Annotated in this window: 16 protein-coding genes and 1 pseudogene; 1 reads left to right on the top strand and 16 read right to left on the bottom strand. The window is 52.8% G+C overall.

Annotated features, from left to right (window positions below):
• Window positions 1–11: 11 nt before the first annotated feature.
• The 4 genes and pseudogenes from mukB to cmoM form a co-directional block, all read right to left on the bottom strand.
• Window positions 12–4,472: a chromosome partition protein MukB gene (gene mukB, locus N7268_RS13770; protein WP_260863313.1), complete on the bottom strand. Its 4,461-nt coding sequence runs from the start codon at window positions 4,470–4,472 to the stop codon at window positions 12–14.
• Window positions 4,472–5,176, bottom strand: a complete 705-nt coding sequence (gene mukE / locus N7268_RS13765; protein WP_198904688.1) for a chromosome partition protein MukE — start codon at window positions 5,174–5,176, stop codon at window positions 4,472–4,474. The genes mukB and mukE overlap by 1 nt, the downstream gene beginning before the upstream one ends.
• Window positions 5,157–6,479 carry a chromosome partition protein MukF gene (mukF, locus tag N7268_RS13760; RefSeq protein ID WP_260863312.1) on the bottom strand — a complete coding sequence of 441 codons (1,323 nt, stop codon included), beginning with the start codon at window positions 6,477–6,479 and terminating at the stop codon, window positions 5,157–5,159. Before mukF ends, mukE begins: the two co-directional genes overlap by 20 nt.
• Window positions 6,472–7,262 (bottom strand): annotated as a pseudogene (gene cmoM, locus N7268_RS13755) (tRNA uridine 5-oxyacetic acid(34) methyltransferase CmoM). Before cmoM ends, mukF begins: the two are co-directional and overlap by 8 nt.
• Before the next feature lie 138 nt (window positions 7,263–7,400).
• On the opposite strand from cmoM, the gene elyC reads away from it, so the two are divergent.
• The gene (gene elyC / locus N7268_RS13750; protein ID WP_260863311.1) at window positions 7,401–8,180 is read left to right on the top strand and encodes an envelope biogenesis factor ElyC; all 780 of its coding nucleotides are present in this window, start codon (window positions 7,401–7,403) and stop codon (window positions 8,178–8,180) included.
• On the opposite strand, the gene N7268_RS13745 is transcribed toward elyC, so the two are convergent.
• The 12 genes from N7268_RS13745 to serC form a co-directional block, all read right to left on the bottom strand.
• A complete protein-coding gene (locus N7268_RS13745; RefSeq protein WP_260863310.1) occupies window positions 8,157–9,050 on the bottom strand; it encodes a YcbJ family phosphotransferase in 894 nt (297 codons plus the stop codon). The two genes, elyC and N7268_RS13745, sit on opposite strands and share 24 nt — an antisense overlap.
• Before the next feature lie 165 nt (window positions 9,051–9,215).
• On the bottom strand, window positions 9,216–9,962 hold the full coding sequence (gene kdsB, locus N7268_RS13740; protein WP_260863309.1) for a 3-deoxy-manno-octulosonate cytidylyltransferase: 747 nt from the start codon (window positions 9,960–9,962) through the stop codon (window positions 9,216–9,218).
• The gene (gene ycaR / locus N7268_RS13735) at window positions 9,959–10,141 is read right to left on the bottom strand and encodes a protein YcaR (RefSeq protein WP_000350058.1); all 183 of its coding nucleotides are present in this window, start codon (window positions 10,139–10,141) and stop codon (window positions 9,959–9,961) included. The genes kdsB and ycaR overlap by 4 nt, the downstream gene beginning before the upstream one ends.
• A gap of 51 nt (window positions 10,142–10,192) precedes the next feature.
• Window positions 10,193–11,425 carry a crosslink repair DNA glycosylase YcaQ gene (ycaQ, locus tag N7268_RS13730; protein ID WP_260863308.1) on the bottom strand — a complete coding sequence of 411 codons (1,233 nt, stop codon included), beginning with the start codon at window positions 11,423–11,425 and terminating at the stop codon, window positions 10,193–10,195.
• A 41-nt stretch (window positions 11,426–11,466) separates the two neighbouring features.
• Window positions 11,467–12,444: a tetraacyldisaccharide 4'-kinase gene (lpxK, locus tag N7268_RS13725; RefSeq protein WP_260863307.1), complete on the bottom strand. Its 978-nt coding sequence runs from the start codon at window positions 12,442–12,444 to the stop codon at window positions 11,467–11,469.
• On the bottom strand, window positions 12,441–14,189 hold the full coding sequence (gene msbA, locus N7268_RS13720; protein WP_260863306.1) for a lipid A ABC transporter ATP-binding protein/permease MsbA: 1,749 nt from the start codon (window positions 14,187–14,189) through the stop codon (window positions 12,441–12,443). The genes lpxK and msbA overlap by 4 nt, the downstream gene beginning before the upstream one ends.
• 36 nt (window positions 14,190–14,225) lie before the next feature.
• Entirely contained in the window at window positions 14,226–16,490 is a 2,265-nt protein-coding gene (locus N7268_RS13715) for a ComEC family protein (RefSeq protein WP_260863305.1), read from the bottom strand.
• Between the two features lie 239 nt (window positions 16,491–16,729).
• The gene (ihfB, locus tag N7268_RS13710; RefSeq protein WP_003035780.1) at window positions 16,730–17,014 is read right to left on the bottom strand and encodes an integration host factor subunit beta; all 285 of its coding nucleotides are present in this window, start codon (window positions 17,012–17,014) and stop codon (window positions 16,730–16,732) included.
• Between the two features lie 159 nt (window positions 17,015–17,173).
• Window positions 17,174–18,847 carry a 30S ribosomal protein S1 gene (gene rpsA, locus N7268_RS13705; protein ID WP_198904698.1) on the bottom strand — a complete coding sequence of 558 codons (1,674 nt, stop codon included), beginning with the start codon at window positions 18,845–18,847 and terminating at the stop codon, window positions 17,174–17,176.
• A gap of 113 nt (window positions 18,848–18,960) precedes the next feature.
• Window positions 18,961–19,644: a (d)CMP kinase gene (gene cmk, locus N7268_RS13700; protein ID WP_137382818.1), complete on the bottom strand. Its 684-nt coding sequence runs from the start codon at window positions 19,642–19,644 to the stop codon at window positions 18,961–18,963.
• 186 nt (window positions 19,645–19,830) lie between these two features.
• Window positions 19,831–21,114, bottom strand: coding sequence for a 3-phosphoshikimate 1-carboxyvinyltransferase (aroA, locus tag N7268_RS13695; RefSeq protein WP_260863304.1), 1,284 nt, complete (start codon window positions 21,112–21,114; stop codon window positions 19,831–19,833).
• A gap of 70 nt (window positions 21,115–21,184) precedes the next feature.
• On the bottom strand, window positions 21,185–22,273 hold the full coding sequence (serC, locus tag N7268_RS13690) for a 3-phosphoserine/phosphohydroxythreonine transaminase (RefSeq protein ID WP_198904700.1): 1,089 nt from the start codon (window positions 22,271–22,273) through the stop codon (window positions 21,185–21,187).
• Between the last annotated feature and the right edge of the window lie 126 nt (window positions 22,274–22,399).

Here is a 22,399-nt window from a genome sequence, read left to right as displayed (position 1 = left end):
CGCCTTGTTCTTTAACTTGCCTGCGAGGAGGCGTCTTCGGTTCCGGGCAACGGCTCAGGTAACTGAGGCGCAAAGCCGCGCAAACCTACCACGTGAACGTGTTCGGTGTTCTGGAAGACTTTACGCACCAGTTTATAGGTGGTGCCTTTCTCCGGACTGATGTTTTCCGGTGCAGCGATAATTAACTGCATCTGCAAACGCTCACACAGTTCAAACAAGGTCGCGATTGAGCGCGCATCAAGTCGTGCCGCTTCATCAAGGAACAGCAAACGGCATGGAGAAATGTCTTTTCCACGCAACCGGCGGCCTTCATCTTCCCAGCTTTGAACAACCATAACCAGAATGGCCATCCCGGTACCGATCGCTTCCCCTGTAGACAACGCACCGGATTCAGCACGTAACCAACCGTCTGAGCCACGGTTAACTTCGACTTCCATTTCCAGATAGTTTCGGTAATCCAGTAACTCTTCGCCAATGGTTTGCGGCGTGCGTTGTCCCATGTCGATCTGCGGGTTCAGGCGCTGATACAGCTTCGCCAGCGCTTCGGAGAAGGTCAGACGGTTGCTGTTAAACAGATCCTGATGCTGCTCATGCTGCTCGGAAAGGACGTCCAGCAAGGTGGCATGCGTTTCACGCACATTCACGTTCAGACGCACGCTGTTCACCTGACCGAATGACACGCTTTGCAGCCCCTGGTTCAGCATACGAATACGGTTTTGCTCGCGCTGGATCGTCTTACGGATGATGTTTGCCACGCTGCGAGAGCTGATCGCCAGCTTCTGCTCACGGGAGGTCAATTCTTCCGTCAGACGGCTCAGCTCAATCTCCATCTGTTCGATGGCTTCAACCGGATCGTCAGTGCGAATAATATCCTGGCGGATACGCTCACGCAGATGCTGGTAAACCGCCACGAAGAACTGAATTTTACGCTCGGGTCGTTTTGGATCTTCAGACATGCGCAACACATCACGCAAGTGCTCGTTATCGGCTACCGCCAGACGCAGTGCGCCCAACGCCTTATCCGACATTGAACGTAACTCATCACCAGAAAGATAAGCCAGCTCGCGACGGTGTAACCGACGTTCAACACCGTTGTCTTTCACCATCCGCATCACCGCGCACCACCCCGCTTTCGCGGTGACGACCTGTTCGCGCATCTCACAATAATCGCGTTCAAGCTTACGCAGTCTGCGGGTCAGGTTGTCCATTTCTGCTTCGCAGAAGGTCAGCGCTTTTTCCAACTGGTTACGACGCGCACGGTTGTTGCTAAGTTGCGCATGCAGCTCGTCACGACGAATACGTGCACGCTCTTCTGATCCGCTGTCGGCACGAACGCCGATATCCTGCAGTTCGCGTTGTAAATCGTTAAGCAGCTCTTTCTTGGTGTCATAGGAGCTTTTCAGCGACGCCATGACCTGATTGTACTGACTTAACTGGGCAGCATGGCTGCGCAGCGCTTCACGAGCACGGGTACGTTCCGCTTCCGCGTGTTCCAGACGTTCGCGGAGTTTCTCGTTCAGATCGCTATTGCCGCTGAGCATTTCGGCAGAGTCGGAATAGCTAAAGTGCGCCCGACGCTGGACGACTTCGGTCAGCGCAAAAGCCTGCTGACGCGCATCGCGCTGCACCTGCTGGGAATACGCGTAGTCTTCTTTTAACTGTTCAAACTGCTCAGGGTCATTTTGCAGAACCGAAACCATTGGCTCCAGTTTCGCCAACTGGTTGCCATGCTGTTGTACAAAACGCGCCGCTTCCTGAGCTTCATCCAGACGCTCACGGATCTCATCCACGCGATCGGCCAGCGTGTCATCGGCCAGCAGGTTCAATCGCGGCAGCAGGCGGTTCAGGGCTGAAACCCCTTCTTTCGCCTGTTCAAACTGCATACGGCTTTGCTGGTTATCATTTTCATGATTTGTCAGCGCACGCTCTAGCTCAATACGGCGCGCATTGAGCTGACGAATTTCCGCTTCCGGGTCGGCTTCAAATGCCACCGACAGATGACTGCCGATAAAGCGGCTAAACGCCTGATGCAAACGCTGAGTTTTCTGTACGTCAAAAGAGAGCGTAGCGAAACGTTCGGACAACCCTTCACGCTCAGCATGCAGGGTTTCAATACGGCTTTCCCGCGCGGCGCGACCAAAAATAGGCACCGTCGGGAACCGGGAGTAACGCCACTGACGCTCGGCGGTTTTCACCACCACCGCGTTTTCCAGTTCATCGACGCTAAAGACGCTGTCATCAAACGACTGCGGATCCCCTTCGATGAAGTAGAGATCTTCCGGGCAATCCGTTAAACCGGCGAGTTGCTCAGTCACGAGCGACAGATCCGGTACGACGATGGCGTGGCGCGACGGACCATACAGCGCGGAGAAGTACGGCGCGTCTTCAAGGCTAACGTCGTCATAGATTTCAGACAGCAATACGCCGCCGAAACGTTCCGCCAGTGCGTTCAGGCGCTGATCTTCCGCCCCGCCCGGCTGACTTAAACGCTCAATTTCTTCATCAACCGCATTTTTGCGCGCGCCAACTTCATCACGCTCAACAATGGCTTCACGTTCACGCTCCAACAGTTGCTGCAGGTATTCCGTCACGTCCTGACTGGAGGTAAATTCTTCGCCGCTCTGCTCGCTAAGCTGGGTCAGGCTATTTTGCGCAGCCAGCCAGACAGGCGCACGCTGCATTAAGTGCTGAATGCGGGATTGCAGCTGTTCCTGCTCCTGACGCAACGTCATGCGCTGTTCGCTGGCAGACGATACGCTATCAGACAAAGCGGCTATACGTGCTTCCAGCTCCTGATGCAGGGCTTCCAGCTCATCGATATCAAAATGTTTGCCCTGACGCTTACAAAACTCAGCCAACAAACGTTCCGCTTCTTGCTGTTCGCGCAGGCGCTGTTCCAGCTCGCTCAGGCGCATACGCAGCGGCTGAACCTGCTCTGCCAGGTGGCGTTGCTCAACACCTTCGCGCAGCAATTCGCGCGCGACGTTCCAGGCTTCCCCTCGCGCCAGCGGGCCGTTGATCGCCGCCACCAGCTGATAAGCCTGCTCGAACTGGCTGTGCGCGGTTTGCGCCACGCTCATTTTTTGTTCCAGCGTCAGCAGTTTTTCTGTCGCTTCCTGCTCTTTAGCCTGGAAGGTTTCCAGCCATTCTGCGGCGCTGTCTGCCGTGAGATCCGGTAAATGACAAAGCTCTTTGGCGCGACTCAGGGCCTGAATCGCCTGCGTATACTGAATGGCGCGGGTTTGCTGAACATCCAGTGCCTGCTGATAATCCGCAAGCTGGCTTTTCAGCTCATCCACTTCCAGCTCGGCAGCTTCCGCCCGGGCTTCGTTTTCATCCTGACGGTCAACGGCTTCCGCCACCACTTCATTCTGTTCTTCGAGGCGGATCTGCAACTCTTCGAGATCCGCTTCATAGCGTTCAATTTTTTCCTGCTGACGCAGTGCGGTTTGCACCAGATTCAGGTGATCGCTGGCCGCCTGATAATCCGCTTCGAGATCGCCTTCCGCGCCAGAATGCTCGCCCAGCTCACGCGCCATATCGACATGCTTGTACTGTTCCGCCGCCAGCTGTTTACGCGAGGTGTACAATTCACGACGATACTCCAACGCTTTATCCAGATGGATACGACGCTCATTCGCATGGCGCATATAGTCTGCGGCCACATAGTTGGTCGCTTCGCTGATCAGGTGCTTAAACAGATCGCGGTCAGACTGCGTCACGCGTATGGCTTCCAGCGTCATGCGGTTTTCGCGCAGCGCGGCTTCCATATCCTGGAACGCTTTACGCACCCCGCCGTTTTCCGGCAACAGGTAATCACGCAGCGAACGGGTAATGGCGCTGGAAATACCACCGTACAACGACGCTTCAATCAGGCGATAGAATTTACTACGGTCTGACGCAGAGCGCAGACGACGGGCAATGATGCCCAAATCAAACATCAGCGAGTGGTAATCAGTTATCGAGTTGAACTGCTTAAACTGCACGCCTTCCATCGCATCAAGCTTCTCTTTCAACTCAGGAAGAGACAGGACGCGGGCCTGACGTTCATTCAGCGTTTCCGTGACCAGTTCGGTAGGCTGCACCGACATCGGCAACCCCTGAATGGCAAACGGTTTGATATCCACTTTACGATCGCGCCCGGCAATCTGTTGCAAACGTACGCCGACAACGACGCGCTGATGACGCGAGTTGAGCACGTCGAGCATGGAATAACACACGCCCGCTTTCAACTTACCGTGCAGACCTTTATCGCGCGAACCGCTGGTCGCACCGGCTTCCGTGGTGTTACGGAAGTGCAGCAAGGTTAAATCCGGGATAAGCGCCGTAACAAATGCCGCCATGGTGGTGGATTTACCCGCACCGTTCCCCCCGGAGAGCGTCGTCACCAGTTCATCAAGGTCAAACGTACGAGCAAAAAAACCATTCCAGTTAATCAGCGTAAGTGAGCGAAATTTACCGCGTTCAATCATTATTCTTCCTCTCCACTGTCCGGCTGATTCTCTTCTGGCTCATCGTTGAGTTGCAGGTGGTTCTCGACAGACATCGCTTCACCATCGCGAATTAATCGACGCTGCGCTTCGCGCGGATCGTCGCCGCTGCGAACATCCGCGCCAAAGCGGAAGACAGACTCTGTGATGCGGAATTTGCTGCTGTCATGGCCCATAAACCACACCATGCCTAAACGGCGCAGACGGTTCAGTGAAGAGCGCACCTTTTCTTGCAGCTTCTGGCGGTCAACATCTGACCCCGTCGAACGGTTGTTCACCAGCTTGAGCAATTTAGCTTCATCAGCCAGCGTCAGCAGCTCGTCATACAGTTCCTGCTGGGTAAAAATCCCCTCATTTGCCAGACGTTCCGGGCTGAGATAGAGGTAGCAAAGAATTTTACCCACCATCATGTCCAGTTCAGACAAGACGGAACGCGGAATGAGCGTCGTTGAACGCGGACGAAGGTAGAAAAAACCCTCCGGGGCGCGGATCAGCTCGACGTTATAGCGGCTGTAAAACTCTTCAAAGTATTCCTGAAAATCCATCAGGAAGGCATGATTATCGAGCTCATCCAGACCGATGTGCCGACCCGAACGCAATGCGCTATCCAGCGCCGGAAATAACGGATTCGCCAGCGCCTGCGCCAGCTTAACCGGCATCACTTTTTCAATATTTGTCAATGACATGCGCCTGTACCTTGGCTCCGTAATCATTAATCGGCTGCCATTTGGCTGGCAGTCCGGTGAAATCTGCTTGCGCTACGCCAAGACGTACCGCCTGATCAATTACAATGCGCGCGACATCGAAGTGGCGCGCACGTGGGTACTGCGACAGATATTCGCGTACGACCAAACCGAGATCCAGCGGCGTTTGCCTGGATTTATAGATAGCCAGTTGCTCTTCGATGATCGCCGCCAGCTGTTCACGGATCTCGTTAAACTCTTCATATTCCAGGTCCGGTGGAAGCTCCCCGGTGACCTCTTCGTCGCGCAGCACCATCTCTTCGTCACGCATGTCCAGCAAACGGTCGGCGTTGGCATAGGTTAATGCCCACGGATCGTCAAAATAGGTCTGAACAGATTGACGCAAGCGCTGGGCAAAGACGCGGTTTTTATCCATATCGATCGCGGTACGGATAAATTTATGGACGTGTCGATCGTAGCCGATCCACAAATCGATGGATTGCTGACCCCAGCTAATAATTCGGTCAAGTTTGCTTTGTAAATCAAACACCAGACGGTCAACGAAATGCAGATCGTCATGCGTCATCGTGGCATCCTGGATACGCAACAGGTTAGCCTGTAGCTTATCACCCGCCGCTTCCAGCGTATCCTGTAGCTCACGCAGCGTACCGGAGGTTTCTGACAGCAGGAGTTCACAGCTGGAAATCGCCGCCCGCCAGTCTTTATTCAGTAACTGCGCAATGTCGTCTTTCACCTGCTGCTGCTGCTCATCCATAATGCGCTGCGTCAGATCGATGCTGTCAAAAATTTCCGCCACCGAATATTTCAGCGGAGCGTAAACATTGCGGTGCCAGTGGAATTCATCGCCGCCTTCATCTGCCGCATCCGCCGCACGCTTCAGTTCACCGGCGACGATTGACAGCTGCATTGACAGACGCAGCGTGGAAAACTCACGCTGGCGAATATAGTAATCGGTGATGCCAATCCCGAGCGGCGTTAAACGATAAATGGCATTTCCTTCCGCCTGCTCGCTGGTAAAGCGGTTCAGCAGACGTTGACGCACCATATCGTTGATCGCGTTGTTGGCGCGCACGCCGATGGTTTCGCTGGTTTGCTCAAACGCATCACTCACATGGCGGAACGCATCCACCAGTTCACCTTCGCTCATCTCACCGTCAAGGCGTTCACCGTTCAGCGTGGCCACAGCCAACAGGAACGAAAGTCGGTCTACCGGCAGAGAGATGGAGAAGTCATTTTTTCTGGCCCAGGCAACCAGTTCGGGGACTGTCTGGGAAAATTCACTCATAAGTTATCCTTGCATCTGCGGTTTGCGCGCGGTGACATGAATATAACGGCCAAGGCTGATATACGGCTCCTGGCGGCAATAGCGCGTTTCTAACTCAAGTAACATCTCATAATCGTCACGCTGTTTATGCTTTTCTCGCAGATAATCATGAAACACACGTACGCCGGTCTTACCGGTTATCTGCCAACCGATCTCCTCCAGCCACTGGTAAACCTGCTGAGGATCACGCGGGTAGTCTGGCGAAAGCGTACGTTTTTTACGTTTTGGCATCCCAACCTGAACATAGTCAAAGTTCCCTGCAACCATGTTATGCATCAACAGGCCGTTAGCATTGTAGAACATTAACGACAACGCGCCGCCGGGACGCAATACCGACCACAACGTCTGCAGCATGCTGACCGGTTCTGCCACCCATTCCAGCACAGCGTGAAACAATATCAGATCAACCGGGCTTTCCAAATGCGAAGCAACATCCTGAGCGGCGCATTGTACGAAATGCATGTTTCCGCTCACACCTTTTGCCTCTGCCGCCTGTTGTGCACGGGCGATCATTTCGCCGGAGAGATCGCATAATGTCACGAAGTGCCCACATTCTGCCATTTTAATGGCCGTCTGCCCTTCGCCGCCGCCAGCGTCCAGAATGTGCAGTTTCTTTTCACCGAACGTCGTCAGTAATTGATCCAGATCCTGCCAAAGAATAGCCTGTCGCAGTTGACCTTTAGTGGTACCGTAAATGTTACGGGAAAACTTCTCTGCAATGTCATCAAAATTGCGATCCCGCATCGGGCTCTCCACATGCTGACTACTTTAGGGTGATTAAGTAAAACCGCTATTTTGTCACACCCACGCCGAGAATGAACCTTCCTGGTGTAATATCCCTGCAGATCCCTGGCTGTATGGTTAAAAAAGGAACCAAAAAGGATGCTTTTTACGCTGAAGAAAGTGATTGGCGGTATGATGCTGCCGCTTCCGTTGATGCTACTCGTGATGGGCATCGGGCTGGCGCTGGTCTGGTTGAGTCGCTTTCAGAAAACAGGGAAAGTCTGTATCAGCCTGAGCTGGCTCGCACTTTTACTGCTCAGCCTGCAGCCTGTCGCCGACAGCCTGCTGAAACCGATTGAGGACAGCTATCCAACCTGGCAGGATACACAGAAAGTGAACTATGTTGTGGTCCTGGGCGGAGGCTATACCTGGAACCCACAATGGGCGCCAAGTTCGAATCTTATCAGTAATAGCCTTCCACGCCTTAATGAAGGGATTCGCCTGTGGCGAGCAAATCCGGGATCGAAGCTGATCTTTACTGGCGCGGCAGCAAAAACCAATAATGTCAGTACCGCTGAAGCTGGCGCACGCGTGGCGCAATCGCTGGGGGTTCCACGCAGTGAAATCATCGTTCTGGATAAGCCAAAAGATACCGAAGCAGAGGCGGCAGCGGTTAAGCAGACTATCGGCGATGCGCCTTTCCTGCTGGTAACCTCAGCATCGCATTTACCGCGTGCGATGATTTTCTTTCAGCAAGCCGGACTGCATCCATTGCCTGCGCCAGCCAATCAACTGGCGATAGATTCACCGCTGAACCCGTGGGAGCGCGCTATTCCCTCTCCCGTCTGGTTGATGCATAGCGATCGCGCAGGCTACGAAACACTGGGCAGGATCTGGCAGTGGTTGAAAGGATCGTCAGGCGAGCCACGGCAGCAATGATTTTGTTGCAAGATCAAAATTGGAACGATTGAAACGCCCGGTATTGACCAGCTGCGCAACTTCATCCCATAACACATACAACCAGCGCCGCCAGATGAATGACTCCGCCACTGGCGCGCGTTGCAGGTATTGCCAGAGCAGGCTTTCCGCCAGGGCATTATCCATCAAGCGGAACAACTCATACTCTCTTGGCGCCCAGAGCATCAAGCCCGGTCCCACCATTGCCAGAAGCTGATCGCTACGGGCATCTTTCAGCATACTGCGTAAACTGAAATTACCGTGGATCAGTACACAGTTATCGTTAAACCCTTCAAACAAAGCGGGTAAACACTCACGGGTACGAAACAGAATCCGCTTGTCCTGCATCGTTAATCCGGTGTTGTTAAACTGATTTAACGTGCTCCACAGCACCTCAACTCGTTGACGATACCAGGATGGCCAGAGATTTTCTTGTGTGTTATCCACCGCGCCAACACAGCCCCGGCTATCCTGGCGGTGCCATGACAGTAAACCTTCTACGATTTGATCTTTTAGATGATCCCAGCGCTCCGGCGTTCGGGCAGGTGCTTCCACGGGGACGCCGCGTAAACGCTCAAGCAGCAGGACATCCGGGCCTGGGTGCTCCTCATGGGTTAATACCCCATAAATGACCGGCATGCGCACCGTACCACTGCGCGCCAGCATGGTGGTTTTCCATGCCAGTTGCTGCGCCATACCCGGCGTGGTGAAGCTTCTCGCCATGAGCGGCATCGGATTTCCCTGGCTGTCGTACAGTGACCACAGCGCCGTATCCACTTTTTCGTTGACACATTCAATACGGCTGAGTTTTTCGCCCAGTAAATGACTGAGTTCGGCACGCAACTGTTCCATTTCGGATTGCCCTCATCAATGCTACTGCTTTCATAATGAGCGTCGTGCAGACAGATGTCACCCGGATGAGATCAATTGATGAAAAGAAAAGTGGAGGAAAAGCGTAACGATACGACACCCCTCCCAAAAATACGCGTCATTATGGGGGGAGTATCGTGAGAAAAACTAACGCATCTCAGCGCGAACGCGCTCAAGATCTTCGGCCGTATCAACCCCCGTTCCCGGGACTTCTTTGGCGACGGCAACATGAATTTTTTCGCCGTACCACAGCACTCGCAGCTGCTCCAGCATTTCAATCTGCTCAAGCGGGCTGGGTTGCCAGTTCACATAGCGGCGAATAAAACCGGCACGGTAGCCGTAAATCCCCAGATGACGCAGGAAAGTGTCACCCACGGTTTCCAGGCTTTTAGCAAAACGGTCGCGATCCCAGGGAATTGTCGCCCGGGAAAAATAGAGTGCATACCCTTCGGCATCCAGCACGACTTTCACCGCGTTTGGATTAAATGCTTCTTCCGTACTGTGAATTGGCGCGGCAAGCGTCGCCATACCGACCTGGCGTTGCGCCAGATTCTCTGCCACCTGACGGATAATGACCGCCGGGATCATCGGCTCATCACCCTGAACGTTGACAATGACGGTATCGTCGCTAAAACCACATTTTTCGACGACTTCAGCCAGTCGTTCTGTACCAGACTGATGATCGGCGCGGGTCATGCACACCTCGCCTCCCACAGCTTCAACAGCACGCGCGACATCTTCATGATCGGTCGCAACGATAATACGTTCCGCCCCCGATTCACGCGCGCGCTCCAGCACATGCACGATCATCGGTTTGCCGTTGATATCCAACAGCGGCTTACCCGGCAGACGCGTTGACGCATAGCGCGCGGGAATGATAACCACGAAACTCATGATTTGCTCTCATCAGCAGTCAGAACGCGGGCTTCTGTTTCCAGAAGAACGGGAATGCCATCTCGCAGTGGGAAAGCAAGGTTATCCAGTTTACAAATCAGTTCTTGTTTTTCCTGGTTGTACCAGAGTTTGCCATTGCATACCGGGCAGGCAATGATTTCAAGCAGACGATGATCCATAGTTCCTCCAGATGGACCGGATTGTGAATCCGTAAATATTAACATAATCGCTTACCGGTCTGGGTCTATTTCCCAGCCCTGACGAGAGTCGGCAAATAAACCACCAGGACAATTCCCCAACGTGACACGCGTCGCCTGTTGCCAGCGGGCAAAATCATTAATTGCCTGGAATAACCCTTTTTGCAGAGTCATGCCAGGTTTGACTCCCTCCTGCAACCAAAGAGAGATGACGTCCAGGACGCCTGTTTTACGGTGCATTTTGGCATCCATTCGTCCAACCAACTGTCCGCGATGCAGTAAGGGCAAAACAAAATATCCATACTGGCGTTTCGGCGCGGGTGTGTAACACTCCAGTCGGTAGCTAAAATCAAACAACTGTTCCGCCCGTTTCCGATCCCAGACTACCGGATCAAAAGGTGACAAAACCGTAGTATGGGTCGCCGTTAACTTCCCCGCCAGTGCCTGTTCAAGAAGTGGTTGCAGATCGCTATGCAGCCACAGAGTCCCCAGGCCTTCAACCTCTACCGGAATAATGCGTCGCTGTTCTGAGCGCGCTTCGCGCCAGGCGTTTAGCGCAGGACGCTTTAAACGGTAATAGTCAGCCAGCCACTGTTCGCGAAAGATACCGAGACTGCGTGCGCTGTTATCCAGCATGACGACTTCCGCTTCTGCCTGCGAAAGCCGGCCACGCTCATCATCCCACTGTGGCATGACGCGATGGGTTAAATCATACACGCGCTGGAAATTGCGCCGCTCGACGACCATCACCTTTCCGGCTGTGAAAAGCCCTTCAAGATGGCGCTTATGCGGCTTCCACTCCCACCAGCCGCTGGTTCCCTTGCGCGGGTGCTCAAAATCTGCCGAACGTACAGGACCATTCTGCTGGATATGCTGTAGTAGTTGCTCAATCTCGTGCGCATGCTCTTTCATCCACGCCGCTTTGTACTTCCAGCCCATCTTCTCAGGAGACAGCATACGATGGCGTATCAACATAAAGTCGCTGCGCGGAAGAAAGCAGGCCTCATGCGCCCAGTATTCCATCAACTCTCCGCGCAGAAGTGAGTCATCAAGCCACTGCGGTGAATAGTTGCCCAAACGGCTGAACAGCACCAGATAAGGGCTGCGTGCCACAATGTTGATGGTATCGATTTGGAGCAAAGACATGCGCGAAATGGTCGCGAGAATATCAGCAGGGGTTGCCCGGCGACGTGTTTTTTTCAGCAGGCCCTGGGCTGCAAGATGGAGATGACGGGCATCCGTCAGAGAAAGGTGCGGCAACGACATTTATGGCCTCATAAATGATTCGCTGCCGCGGCCAGATTCCGTTAGCGAGTCAGCGAAGTTAACTTATCCAGTAATTGACCCGGTTGTTCACCCGACAAATGCGCATCAACGGGTAAATACCACCAGTTATCATCGGCGAATCCACGGCATTTCACCGCGTCTTTCTCCGTCATCACTAACGTTTGTCCTTCGCCTGACAATGCACTGACGTCACTGTAGGTCAGAGACTGATGGTCCGCCAGAGCGACACGTTTTTGCAGATGCGCTCCGCAGGCTTCAAGTGTGGCAAAAAAACGGGGAGGATGCCCAATACCCGCCATGGCGACAATATTGAGCAATTGCGCCACATTCCGCCGTTCACCAGTGCGTAAATTCACAGCCAGCCCTGGTTCAAGGCGCATGGGGATTTCCCCCGGCTGTGGGGTACCGCCATTGACGATCATCGCATCCACCGATTTAAGCCGTCCGGCGCGCTCACGCATTGGACCCGCCGGAAGCCACCAGCCATTGCCAAACCGACGTTCGCCGTCAATCACCACGATTTCAACATCACGCGCCAATGGGTAATGTTGTAGCCCATCATCGGTGACAATCATCTGCACATCATGCCGGGCAAGTATGGCTTTTACCGCATCTGCTCGTACCGGAGAGACCGCAACCGGCACACCGGTTCGCTGGAAGATCAGGACAGGTTCATCACCGGCTTCAGCTGTGGTGGTGTCTGACGTCAGCAACAGCGGATAAGCTTGCGCTTTCCCACCATAGCCACGAGACACAACGCCAACGCGAATGCCTCGTTGCAACAGTTGTTCCACCAGCCAAATCACCACGGGCGTTTTACCATTACCGCCCGCCGTCAGGTTCCCGACCACCACCACTGGCACCGGCGCACGCCATGCTCGTTTAAGCCCCAGCTTGTAGCATAGACGGATGCCCCCACTCACCAGGCCATAGAGCCAGGAGAGCGGAAGTAATAATCGCCACAGCGGCGACTCACCGGACCAGATACGCGCGATCATTGGCCAAATTGCATTTTGTGCAATTGCGCGTAAACCCCGCGCTGTTCGATCAGCTCGCTATGGGTACCGCGTTCAACAATCAGACCGTCTTCGACTACCACGATTTCATCTGCCTGTTCGATAGTGGAAAGACGGTGAGCGATGACCAGCGAAGTACGGTTTTTCTGTAACTCATCGAGTGCAGACTGAATCGCACGTTCGGATTCGGTATCCAGAGCCGAGGTTGCTTCATCCAGGATCAGGATCGGACTGTCACGCAGCAAGGCGCGCGCGATAGCGATACGCTGACGCTGGCCGCCGGAAAGCAGAACGCCATTCTCGCCAATCACCGTATCCAGACCATCATCCATTTTGTTGATGAAATCCATGGCATAGGCCATCCGCGCCGCTTCTTCGATCTGTTCGCGGCTGTACATGTCGGTCCGGGCGTAGGCAATGTTGTTGGCAACCGTATCGTTAAACAGGTGCACATTCTGCGAGACCAGCGCCACCTGATCACGCAAGGAGGCGAGAGTGTATTCGCGCAGATCGTGCCCATCCATCAGAATCTGCCCTTCATCAATGTCGTAGAAGCGCGTAATCAGACTCGCAATGGTGGATTTACCTGACCCTGAACGACCGACCAGTGCAACGGTTTTGCCCGCCGGGATATTCAGGTTGATGTTACGCAGCGCAGGCACTTCACGCCCTGGATAAGTAAAGGTCACATTGCGGAACTCCAGATCGCCGGTAGCACGTTCGATAACGCGTTTACCTTCGTCTTTTTCTTGTTCGCTATCCAGAATCGTGAACAGTGTCTGACACGCCGCCATACCGCGCTGAAACTGGGCGTTGACGTTGGTCAGAGACTTCAGCGGACGCATCAGCGCGATCATTGAAGAGAAAACAACCGTAATGGTCCCGGCAGTCAGGTTTTCCATCACGCTCGGGAAGCTCGCCGCATAGAGCACAAAGGCCAACGCCAAAGAAGCAATCAACTGAATAATCGGATCGGAGATGGATGAAGCCGAAACCATCTTCATGCCCTGCAAGCGCATCTTGTTGCTGACTTTATCGAAGCGCTTGGTTTCCACTTCCTGACCACCAAAAATCAACACTTCTTTGTGGCCTTTCAGCATCTGCTCAGCACTGGTCGTAACCTGCCCCATCGTGTTTTGCATGTTTTTACTGATGCTACGAAAGCGTTTGGAAACCACTCGAATCGCAATTGACACAATCGGCGCCAGCACTATCAGGATCAACGACAGCTGCCAACTGTAATAAAACATCATGATAAACAGGCCAATAATGGAGGCCCCTTCACGCACGACGGTGATCAGCGCGCCGGAAGACGAAGACGCCACCTGCTCTGAATCATAGGTAATACGTGACAGTAACGTCCCGGTAGACTGCTTATCAAAAAAGGCGACTGGCATGCCCATCATATGGCCGAACAGGCGGCGACGCATGGTCATGACCACTTTGCCTGACACCCATGAGATGCAGTAGCTGGAGACATAGCTGGTTAAGCCACGAACTATCATCAGTCCAATGACCACCAGTGGCATCCACAGCAACACCGAGCGATCAGTTTTACCAAAACCATCATCCAGTAATGGCTTAAGGAGCGATAACATGAAGGTATCGCTGGCCGCGTTAAGGACTAACGCTATACCCGCCACGATTAGACCCGATTTAAAAGGCGCTATGGTTGGCCATAGTCGGCGAAATGTCTGCCACGTAGAGAGATCTTTATCGTTATGCATTCAAAAAACCAGCATTTGTTGGAATAGCCGCATATTCTACCCGTTATCCTCCGACACGCCAAACCACTGATGATACCAACGAGGTAAAATCTGATCCCGTAGACTGCGTATCCGCCAATTTTTTTGATAAAAATCCAGCGTAACTTGCCCCTGATGTGGCGTATCCAGCCACTGATAATGCTGTTGTTGATACCGCTGCTTTACCTTCCATGATGGCAGACGCCAGGCATTGTAGCGTGATGCCGAGGCTAACGCTGCTTGTCCCCCTACCCGCTGAATCAACGTCAGTGATGATGAAGTATTACTGCCATGGTGAGGGACCTGAATAAAATCGGACCGCAAATGCTGCCAGTAGTGGCTTAGCATTTTTTGTTCGGCTAAAGATTCAATATCGCCGGTCAGCAGAAAACGGTGGTTTCCATCCTCAATTTTCACCACACAGGATTGATTATTCCCCTGCTCTTTATTGCCTCGGACGGGCCAGTGTGCGCTAAACGTCAGGCCTTGCCATTGCCAGCTATCCCCGCGAAAACAAGGAAGGTGCCCCTGCCACTCCAGCGGACTTCTTACCCACAGTGACGGCCAGGTTCGCTGTAATGAGCGTAATCCACCCCGGTGATCCATATGTTCATGGCTCAGAATAATGCCTTCTGGCTCGAGGTTGTGCCAACGTAGCCAGGGAATGATCAACTGCTGTGCACTATCGCCTTCCGGCCAGGCCAACCCGGCATCATAAAGTATCGCTTTCCCATTACGGGCAATCACCATCGCCAGTCCCTGCCCGACATCAAGCATGTGAACTTGCCATGCTCCGGGTCTCGGCGTACGCCAGAGCGGCCAGCTCAGCAAAAATAGCCCGGCGAAACAAACAATGGGCAGGGTACGCCAGACATTTAGCCGCCATGCAATAAGCATTAACCAGGGTGAGAATGAAAGCCACTGCCAGCGCTCATCAATGTTGAGCCATCCCTCTGGCAGACTGTTGAGCGCCCAAAAGAGCAGCGCCAGCGAGCGGTCAGCCAAATACCAGAGCCCTGACTCCATCACTGCAAACCCTGTTAAATGTACAATCATTGCGGCGAGTATCAACGGGACAGAAACAAACGTGACCAACGGAACCGCAAACAGATTCGCCAGAAACGAGGTCAGGCTGATACCGTGAAAAAAGGCGATTTGTACAGGTAAAAGTAATATTGTGATACCCAGTTGAAGATGAGCCAACGCCAGGAGCACGCGGACGACACGCGATAGCGGCCAATCGGGCACAGGAACCCACTGATACCAGAAAATCAGCGCGGCAACGGCAAAAGCAGATAGCCACAGGCTCTGCGAAAGAACAGCGACAGGATCAACCACCACAATGGCGGCCAGACAGCACGTCCATACCTGCCAACCACTCCACTGCCTGCCGCTTAATCTGAGCGCTCCCCATACCATCAGCGCTACCACTGTGCGTAATGCAGGCGGTTGTAGCCCTGTTAGCCAGGCATAAAATGCCGCACTGGCTATGCCACCTATCAGCGGAATTTGCCAATGGATCCATCTTGTCGGCATAAAGAATTGCCCGCCGCGTAGTAATCCCGCAACCAGGAATGCAGCAAAGGCAATATGTAGTCCGGAAATGGCCATCAGGTGCACCGTTCCGGTATCACGCATGATATTTTTCACCTCTGGTGAAACGGATAACCGCTCCCCCATTCCCAGCCCCAATATGACCTGTCGCCAGGGATATGCAGTCAGAGCAGTATTAAGCGAGCTGAGATAACGCGCGCGCAGGCTACATTGTGGGGAGATGAGCGTGGCTTGCAGAAAACGCCCCGTCAGAGGTTGGTGCTGTGCTAATGCATACCGCTGGCTATCAAATCCCCCTTCGTTCAATTGCCCATGTACGGCCCGAACTTTGAGTTTCATCCCCCATCGCTGCCCCGCGCAGACGTCACTGGGTAAGTACTGCCCATAGAGCACGATCCCCAGGGCAGGAAATATCCGCCGCCCCTGGAGGTGCGTAATTTGCCCGTAGTGCGTCGTCTTATTATCTGTGCCGGTGATCTTGATGATGGCCTGCTGCGTTTTAGCCGGGAGTGTATTGCTGGCCCAAATAGCCTCTTTCGCGGCCAGAACTCCCCAGAGGAAAAATAGCAGCGTTAATCCGGCGCATTGCACATATTTGCGAGGCATAAGGCTGAGTATACAGGCCAGGAAAAATAGGCCGCTGAGGCAGCGCGTATCCGGCAACACTGGCAACAATATCAACGGGAATATGCCGCACAAGGCACACGTGCCAACGGTTGTAACTTTCATATTGCACCTCCCTGTTGCAGGAAGTGTGCGGTACAACCGATTGATTGTCTGGTGGCAATTAGCCGTTATGTGGTAAGCATTCCGCCATTTTTGCGGATGGAATGTAACAAGGGGATTTGTTGCGAGGCGCTTTCCAGAATATGTTCTGGCAAACAATCCGGGTTAATTGGGGATAGTGTTTTAAAATGAAAAAAGCACCCGTTCAGGTGCTTTTCTCGCGTTTAAGTTTCGCTTAAAACTTAACCGTAAATATTGGCGCGATCGCGCAGTTCTTTACCTGGTTTAAAGTGCGGAACGTATTTTCCTTCCAGATCCACTTTATCGCCAGTCTTCGGATTACGTCCGGTGCGTGGTGCGCGGTAATGCAAAGAAAAACTACCGAAACCGCGGATTTCTATACGCTCGCCCTGCGCAAGAGTCGAGGCCATATGTTCCAGCATCTCTTTAACTGCATCTTCAACCGCTTTCGCGGGAATATGAGGTTGCTGGGTTGCAAGTCTTTCAATCAATTCTGACTTGGTCATGATTCCTCCGGTTCCTTAAAGGCAAAATTAGCTGCTGCATTGATTAAGGGCGGCCTTAGCCGCCCTTTGTCATTGATTACAGGACGAATCCTGCAATCTGTCAAGCTACTCGTCATCCTTTGAGCCGTTTATAGCACAAAGGATTTTGAGCACTCGATATTACTCGCCTTTAGCTGCTTTGAAAGCTTCAGCCATTGCGTTGTTAGAGAAGTTTGCATCTTCCTGTTTGTTAACAGTTGCGATTGCATCTTTCTCATCAGCTTCGTCTTTAGCACGAACAGACAGGCTGATTGCACGGTTCTTACGATCAACGCCGGTGAATTTAGCTTCAACGTCGTCGCCTACGCTCAGAACCAGAGTTGCATCTTCAACGCGGTCACGTGAAGCTTCAGAAGCGCGCAGGTAACCTTCAACGCCGTCAGCCAGTTCTACGGTTGCGCCTTTAGCGTCAACTGCAGTCACTTTACCGTTTACGATTGCGCCTTTCTTGTTCAGTGCAACCCAGTTGTTGAACGGATCTTCTGCGAGCTGTTTAACGCCCAGAGAGATACGCTCACGTTCTGCGTCAACCTGCAGAACAACTGCTGCGATTTCGTCGCCTTTTTTGTATTCACGTACTGCTTCTTCGCCTGCAACGTTCCAGGAGATGTCAGACAGGTGAACCAGGCCGTCGATGCCGCCGTCCAGGCCGATGAAGATACCGAAGTCAGTGATAGACTTGATTTTACCTTCAACACGGTCGCCCTTGTTGTGGGTTTCCGCGAATTGCTGCCATGGGTTGTTTTTGCACTGCTTCAGACCCAGGGAGATACGACGACGTTCTTCGTCGATATCCAGAACCATAACTTCCACTACATCGCCAACGTTAACAACTTTGGACGGGTGGATGTTTTTGTTGGTCCAATCCATTTCGGAAACGTGAACCAGGCCTTCAACGCCTTCTTCGATTTCAACGAAGCAGCCGTAGTCGGTCAGGTTGGTCACGCGACCAGTCAGTTTGGTACCTTCTGGATAACGCTTAGCGATAGCTACCCACGGATCTTCGCCCAGCTGTTTCAGGCCCAGAGATACACGAGTACGCTCGCGGTCGAACTTCAGCACTTTAACAGTGATTTCGTCGCCAACGTTTACGATTTCGCTCGGATGCTTAACGCGTTTCCATGCCATGTCGGTGATGTGCAGCAGGCCGTCAACGCCACCCAGATCAACGAATGCACCGTAGTCAGTGAGGTTCTTAACGATACCTTTAACTTCCATGCCTTCCTGCAGGTTTTCCAGCAGCTGATCGCGTTCTGCGCTGTTTTCGGATTCGATAACGGCACGACGGGAAACAACAACGTTGTTACGCTTCTGATCCAGCTTGATTACTTTGAACTCAAGCTCTTTGCCTTCCAGGTGCAGCGTGTCGCGGACCGGACGAACGTCTACCAGGGAACCCGGCAGGAACGCGCGAATACCATTCAGCTCAACAGTGAAGCCACCCTTGACTTTGCCGTTGATAACACCAGTAACGGTAGCAGCTTCTTCGTAAGCTTTTTCCAGCGTGATCCAAGCTTCGTGACGTTTAGCTTTTTCACGGGACAGCAGGGTTTCACCGAAGCCATCTTCTACTGCATCCAGAGCAACGTCTACTTCGTCACCAACCTGGATTTCCAGTTCGCCGGCTGCGTTTTTGAACTGTTCTGCCGGAATAGCAGACTCAGATTTCAGGCCCGCATCAACCAGAACGACGTCTTTGTCGATAGCAACAACAACGCCACGAACGATGGAACCCGGGCGGGTTTCGATTTCTTTTAAGGATTCTTCAAACAGTTGAGCAAAAGATTCAGTCATGTTTAATCTTCAGGTTTCATATTTAACGTCCACCTGGCTCCATGCCGGATGGGGTTGTTTAACATACCCGCTGTCATTCCATTGCAACGGGGGTACTGCAAATTCGGTCGCACTTAAGCGAGTGCCAGTTTTTGGCGCGCGTATTGTAACGCTTTTTCAATCACTTGCTCAATGCTTAATCGGGTAGAATCCAAAACTAAAGCATCAGCAGCGGGAACTAACGGCGCGACAGCACGGTTACGATCGCGATCGTCGCGTTCTTCGATCTCGGCCAAAAGGCGTTCAAAGTTAACACTAAAGCCCTTCTCCTGCAACTGTAGCATACGTCTATGCGCACGTTCTTGCGAGGAAGCATCCAGAAAAATTTTTACCGGCGCATCAGGGAATACGACTGTACCCATATCGCGTCCGTCAGCGATCAATCCAGGTGCTTCGCGAAAGGCACGTTGACGACGTAAAAGCGCTTCGCGCACACGAGGAAACGCAGCCACCTGAGATGCCGCATTCGCCACCTCCTGGGTGCGGATTTCACCGCTGACATCTTCACCTTCCAGGATGACTTCCAGATTGCCGTCTGTTGAGATAAAACGCACATCAAGATGTGACGCAAGCGGTACCAGAGCATCTTCAGATGTCACATCAACGTGGTGATGTAACGCTGCGAGCGCCAGTACACGATAAATCGCGCCAGAATCTAACAGATGCCACTGCAATGCTTCCGCCATTGCTTTGCACAAGGTGCCTTTACCTGCACCACTTGGGCCATCAATGGTAATAACCGGGGCAATTGCCGTCATCTTTTTCTCCTTAAACAGGCATACCGTTAACGTAAACGCCGCGCATTATACGCGCCAACGTCAGCGAACGTTATCTTTGCGTGAAAAATACAGAATCATTGAAGCTGAGTGTAGAATAAATGGGCAATCGGGGATGTCAGAAAGCGTAAGTAAGGATGTGCCGCACCCGAGAGTGCGGCAATAAAATCAGGCAGGTGTGCTAATACGTGCCAGTTGTTCGAAATAATCCGGGAACGTTTTGGCAGTACATTTAGGGTCAAGAATGGTCACTGGCGTATCCGACAGCGCCACCAGTGAGAAGCACATCGCCATGCGGTGATCGTTATACGTTGCGATATCCGCAAAGGTTAACGATGCAGGAGGAGTGATGCGGATAAAATCATGCCCCTCTTCCACTTCAGCCCCTACTTTGCGTAACTCTGTCGCCATCGCAAACAAGCGGTCAGTCTCTTTGACGCGCCAGTTATAAATATTACGCAAGGTTGTCGTGCCTTTCGCGAATAATGCCGCGGTCGCAATTGTCATTGCCGCATCCGGGATGTGATTCATATCCATATCAACGGCATTTAATTCACCGCGTGTACAGGCGATGAAATCATCACCCCAGGTCACGGTCGCGCCCATTTTTTCCAGTACGTCCGCAAAGCGAATATCACCCTGCATGCTGTTGCGGCCAATGCCGGTCACTTTCACTGTGCCGCCTTTGATTGCCCCGGCAGCGAGGAAATAAGAGGCCGATGACGCATCACCTTCAACCAGGTACGCACCGGGAGACTGGTACCGCTGCCCGCCTTTCACGACAAAGTGCTGATAGTTCTGGTTATCAATCTCCACACCGAATGTTTTCATCAAATTCAGTGTGATATCAATGTACGGTTTTGACACCAGTTCGCCTTTAATCGCGATGGTCGTATCCTGCGGCGCAAGCGGTGCGGTCATCAACAACGCCGTCAGGAACTGGCTGGAAACGCTGCCATCTACCTCAACCTGTCCACCGGTAAAACCACCCTGCAGACGTAGTGGTGGATAACCTTCCTGCTCCAGGTATTCAATCCTGGCGCCGCCCTGGCGAAGTGCGTCTACCAAATGGCCGATTGGGCGCTCCTTCATGCGCGGCTCACCCGTCAGCACGATGTCATTGTTTCCCAGACACAGCGCAGCGGCCAGAGGACGCATTGCGGTACCGGCATTGCCAAGGAACAGTTCGATCGCAGCATTGGCATGTAATGCACCGCCATTGCCGATAATTTCGCAACGGGTACGATCGGCAGAAAGGGTATAGCTAATCCCTAACGCATTCAGAGCATTAAGCATATGGCGGACATCATCGCTGTCCAACAGATTAGTCAGGACAGTCGTGCCATTTGCTAATGCAGCCAGCAGCAAAGCGCGGTTAGATACACTTTTGGAGCCAGGCAGATTGATGGTGCCATCCACCCGCGCAATGGGTTGTAACGTCAGGGATTCCATGAAACTCAACTCTCAAAAACAGACATAAAAACCCCACAGACTGGCTGTGGGGATGAAAAATAAAAGCAGATTAACCGCGGCGGCGCTCGAAATCGATCATGAATTCGGTCAGCGCTTTCACACCTTCAAGTGGCATAGCGTTATAGATAGAAGCACGCATACCCCCCACCACACGGTGCCCTTTCAGCGCATGCAGACCCGCAGCAAAGGACTCTTCGAGGAAAAGCTTATCGAGCGCGCTGTCAGCCAACTGGAACGGGACGTTCATACGTGAGCGGTTAGACTTCGCCACATCGTTGCGATAGAAGTCGCTGTTATCAATCACGCCGTACAATAACTCAGCTTTTTGCTGGTTAATTTTGTCCATGGCATTAACGCCGCCCTGCTCTTTCAGCCATTTGAAGACCAGACCGGAAAGATACCAGGCAAACGTTGGCGGCGTGTTGAACATGGAGTCATTGTCATTCAGCACGGTGTAATCCAGGATCGACGGGCAGGATACGTGCGCCTTACCCAGTAAATCTTCACGCACGATGACAATCGTCAGCCCGGCAGGACCGATATTTTTCTGCGCCCCCGCATAGATGACGCCATAGCGACTCACATCCAACGGGCCGGAAAGAATCGTGGAAGAGAGATCGGCCGTTACCACAACATTGCTGGCAAAATTTGGGGTTTCATCGATCGCAATGCCATCAATGGTTTCGTTAGGACAATAGTGCAGGTATGCCGCGTTATCGGAGAGCTGCCACTCGCTCATCGGCTTAACCGCACGCAGGCCATCGACCGTGACTTTGGCATCAATGACATTTGGCGTGCAGTACTTTTTCGCTTCTTTAATTGCGCTGGCGGCCCAGTAACCGGCATCGACATAATCCGCGGTCGTTTTATCACCCAGAATATTTAATGGGATACCGGCGAATTGCCCACGACCACCGCCATGACAGAACAACACTTTGTAGTTGGAGGGGATGCTAAGGAGATCGCGAAAATCCTGCTCCGCTTCCTCGGCGACCTGGATAAACTCTTTGCCGCGGTGGCTAATTTCCATTACCGACGTACCAAGACCATTCCAGTCGCAAAGATCCTGTTGAGCCAGTTTAAGTACTTCCGCCGGTAGCATTGCCGGACCTGAACTAAAATTGAAGACCTGAGCCATTTCCCCTCACCACGTTGTGTTGTTATCCACTCAACATCCTGTCGTTTGCGATAATTCGATGACAGACATTGGGTACAAGTTATTCCTGTGGATATCGGTTTTATCATTCAGTGACACGCGCCGCAA

This window comes from Citrobacter sp. Marseille-Q6884, assembly GCF_945906775.1.
Taxonomy (GTDB): Bacteria; Pseudomonadota; Gammaproteobacteria; order Enterobacterales; family Enterobacteriaceae; genus Citrobacter.
This window is presented reverse-complemented; position numbering and strand designations above follow the sequence as displayed.

What these genes read in the sequence shown, in the direction of transcription:
- mukB (WP_260863313.1), bottom strand. Translation starts at nt 4,472, where the DNA reads ATGATTGAACGCGGTAAATTTCGCTCACTTACGCTGATTAACTGGAAT.
- mukE (WP_198904688.1), bottom strand. Translation starts at nt 5,176, where the DNA reads ATGTCATTGACAAATATTGAAAAAGTGATGCCGGTTAAGCTGGCGCAG.
- mukF (WP_260863312.1), bottom strand. Translation starts at nt 6,479, where the DNA reads ATGAGTGAATTTTCCCAGACAGTCCCCGAACTGGTTGCCTGGGCCAGA.
- elyC (WP_260863311.1), top strand. Translation starts at nt 7,401, where the DNA reads ATGCTTTTTACGCTGAAGAAAGTGATTGGCGGTATGATGCTGCCGCTT.
- N7268_RS13745 (WP_260863310.1), bottom strand. Translation starts at nt 9,050, where the DNA reads ATGGAACAGTTGCGTGCCGAACTCAGTCATTTACTGGGCGAAAAACTC.
- kdsB (WP_260863309.1), bottom strand. Translation starts at nt 9,962, where the DNA reads ATGAGTTTCGTGGTTATCATTCCCGCGCGCTATGCGTCAACGCGTCTG.
- ycaR (WP_000350058.1), bottom strand. Translation starts at nt 10,141, where the DNA reads ATGGATCATCGTCTGCTTGAAATCATTGCCTGCCCGGTATGCAATGGC.
- ycaQ (WP_260863308.1), bottom strand. Translation starts at nt 11,425, where the DNA reads ATGTCGTTGCCGCACCTTTCTCTGACGGATGCCCGTCATCTCCATCTT.
- lpxK (WP_260863307.1), bottom strand. Translation starts at nt 12,444, where the DNA reads ATGATCGCGCGTATCTGGTCCGGTGAGTCGCCGCTGTGGCGATTATTA.
- msbA (WP_260863306.1), bottom strand. Translation starts at nt 14,189, where the DNA reads ATGCATAACGATAAAGATCTCTCTACGTGGCAGACATTTCGCCGACTA.
- N7268_RS13715 (WP_260863305.1), bottom strand. Translation starts at nt 16,490, where the DNA reads ATGAAAGTTACAACCGTTGGCACGTGTGCCTTGTGCGGCATATTCCCG.
- ihfB (WP_003035780.1), bottom strand. Translation starts at nt 17,014, where the DNA reads ATGACCAAGTCAGAATTGATTGAAAGACTTGCAACCCAGCAACCTCAT.
- rpsA (WP_198904698.1), bottom strand. Translation starts at nt 18,847, where the DNA reads ATGACTGAATCTTTTGCTCAACTGTTTGAAGAATCCTTAAAAGAAATC.
- cmk (WP_137382818.1), bottom strand. Translation starts at nt 19,644, where the DNA reads ATGACGGCAATTGCCCCGGTTATTACCATTGATGGCCCAAGTGGTGCA.
- aroA (WP_260863304.1), bottom strand. Translation starts at nt 21,114, where the DNA reads ATGGAATCCCTGACGTTACAACCCATTGCGCGGGTGGATGGCACCATC.
- serC (WP_198904700.1), bottom strand. Translation starts at nt 22,273, where the DNA reads ATGGCTCAGGTCTTCAATTTTAGTTCAGGTCCGGCAATGCTACCGGCG.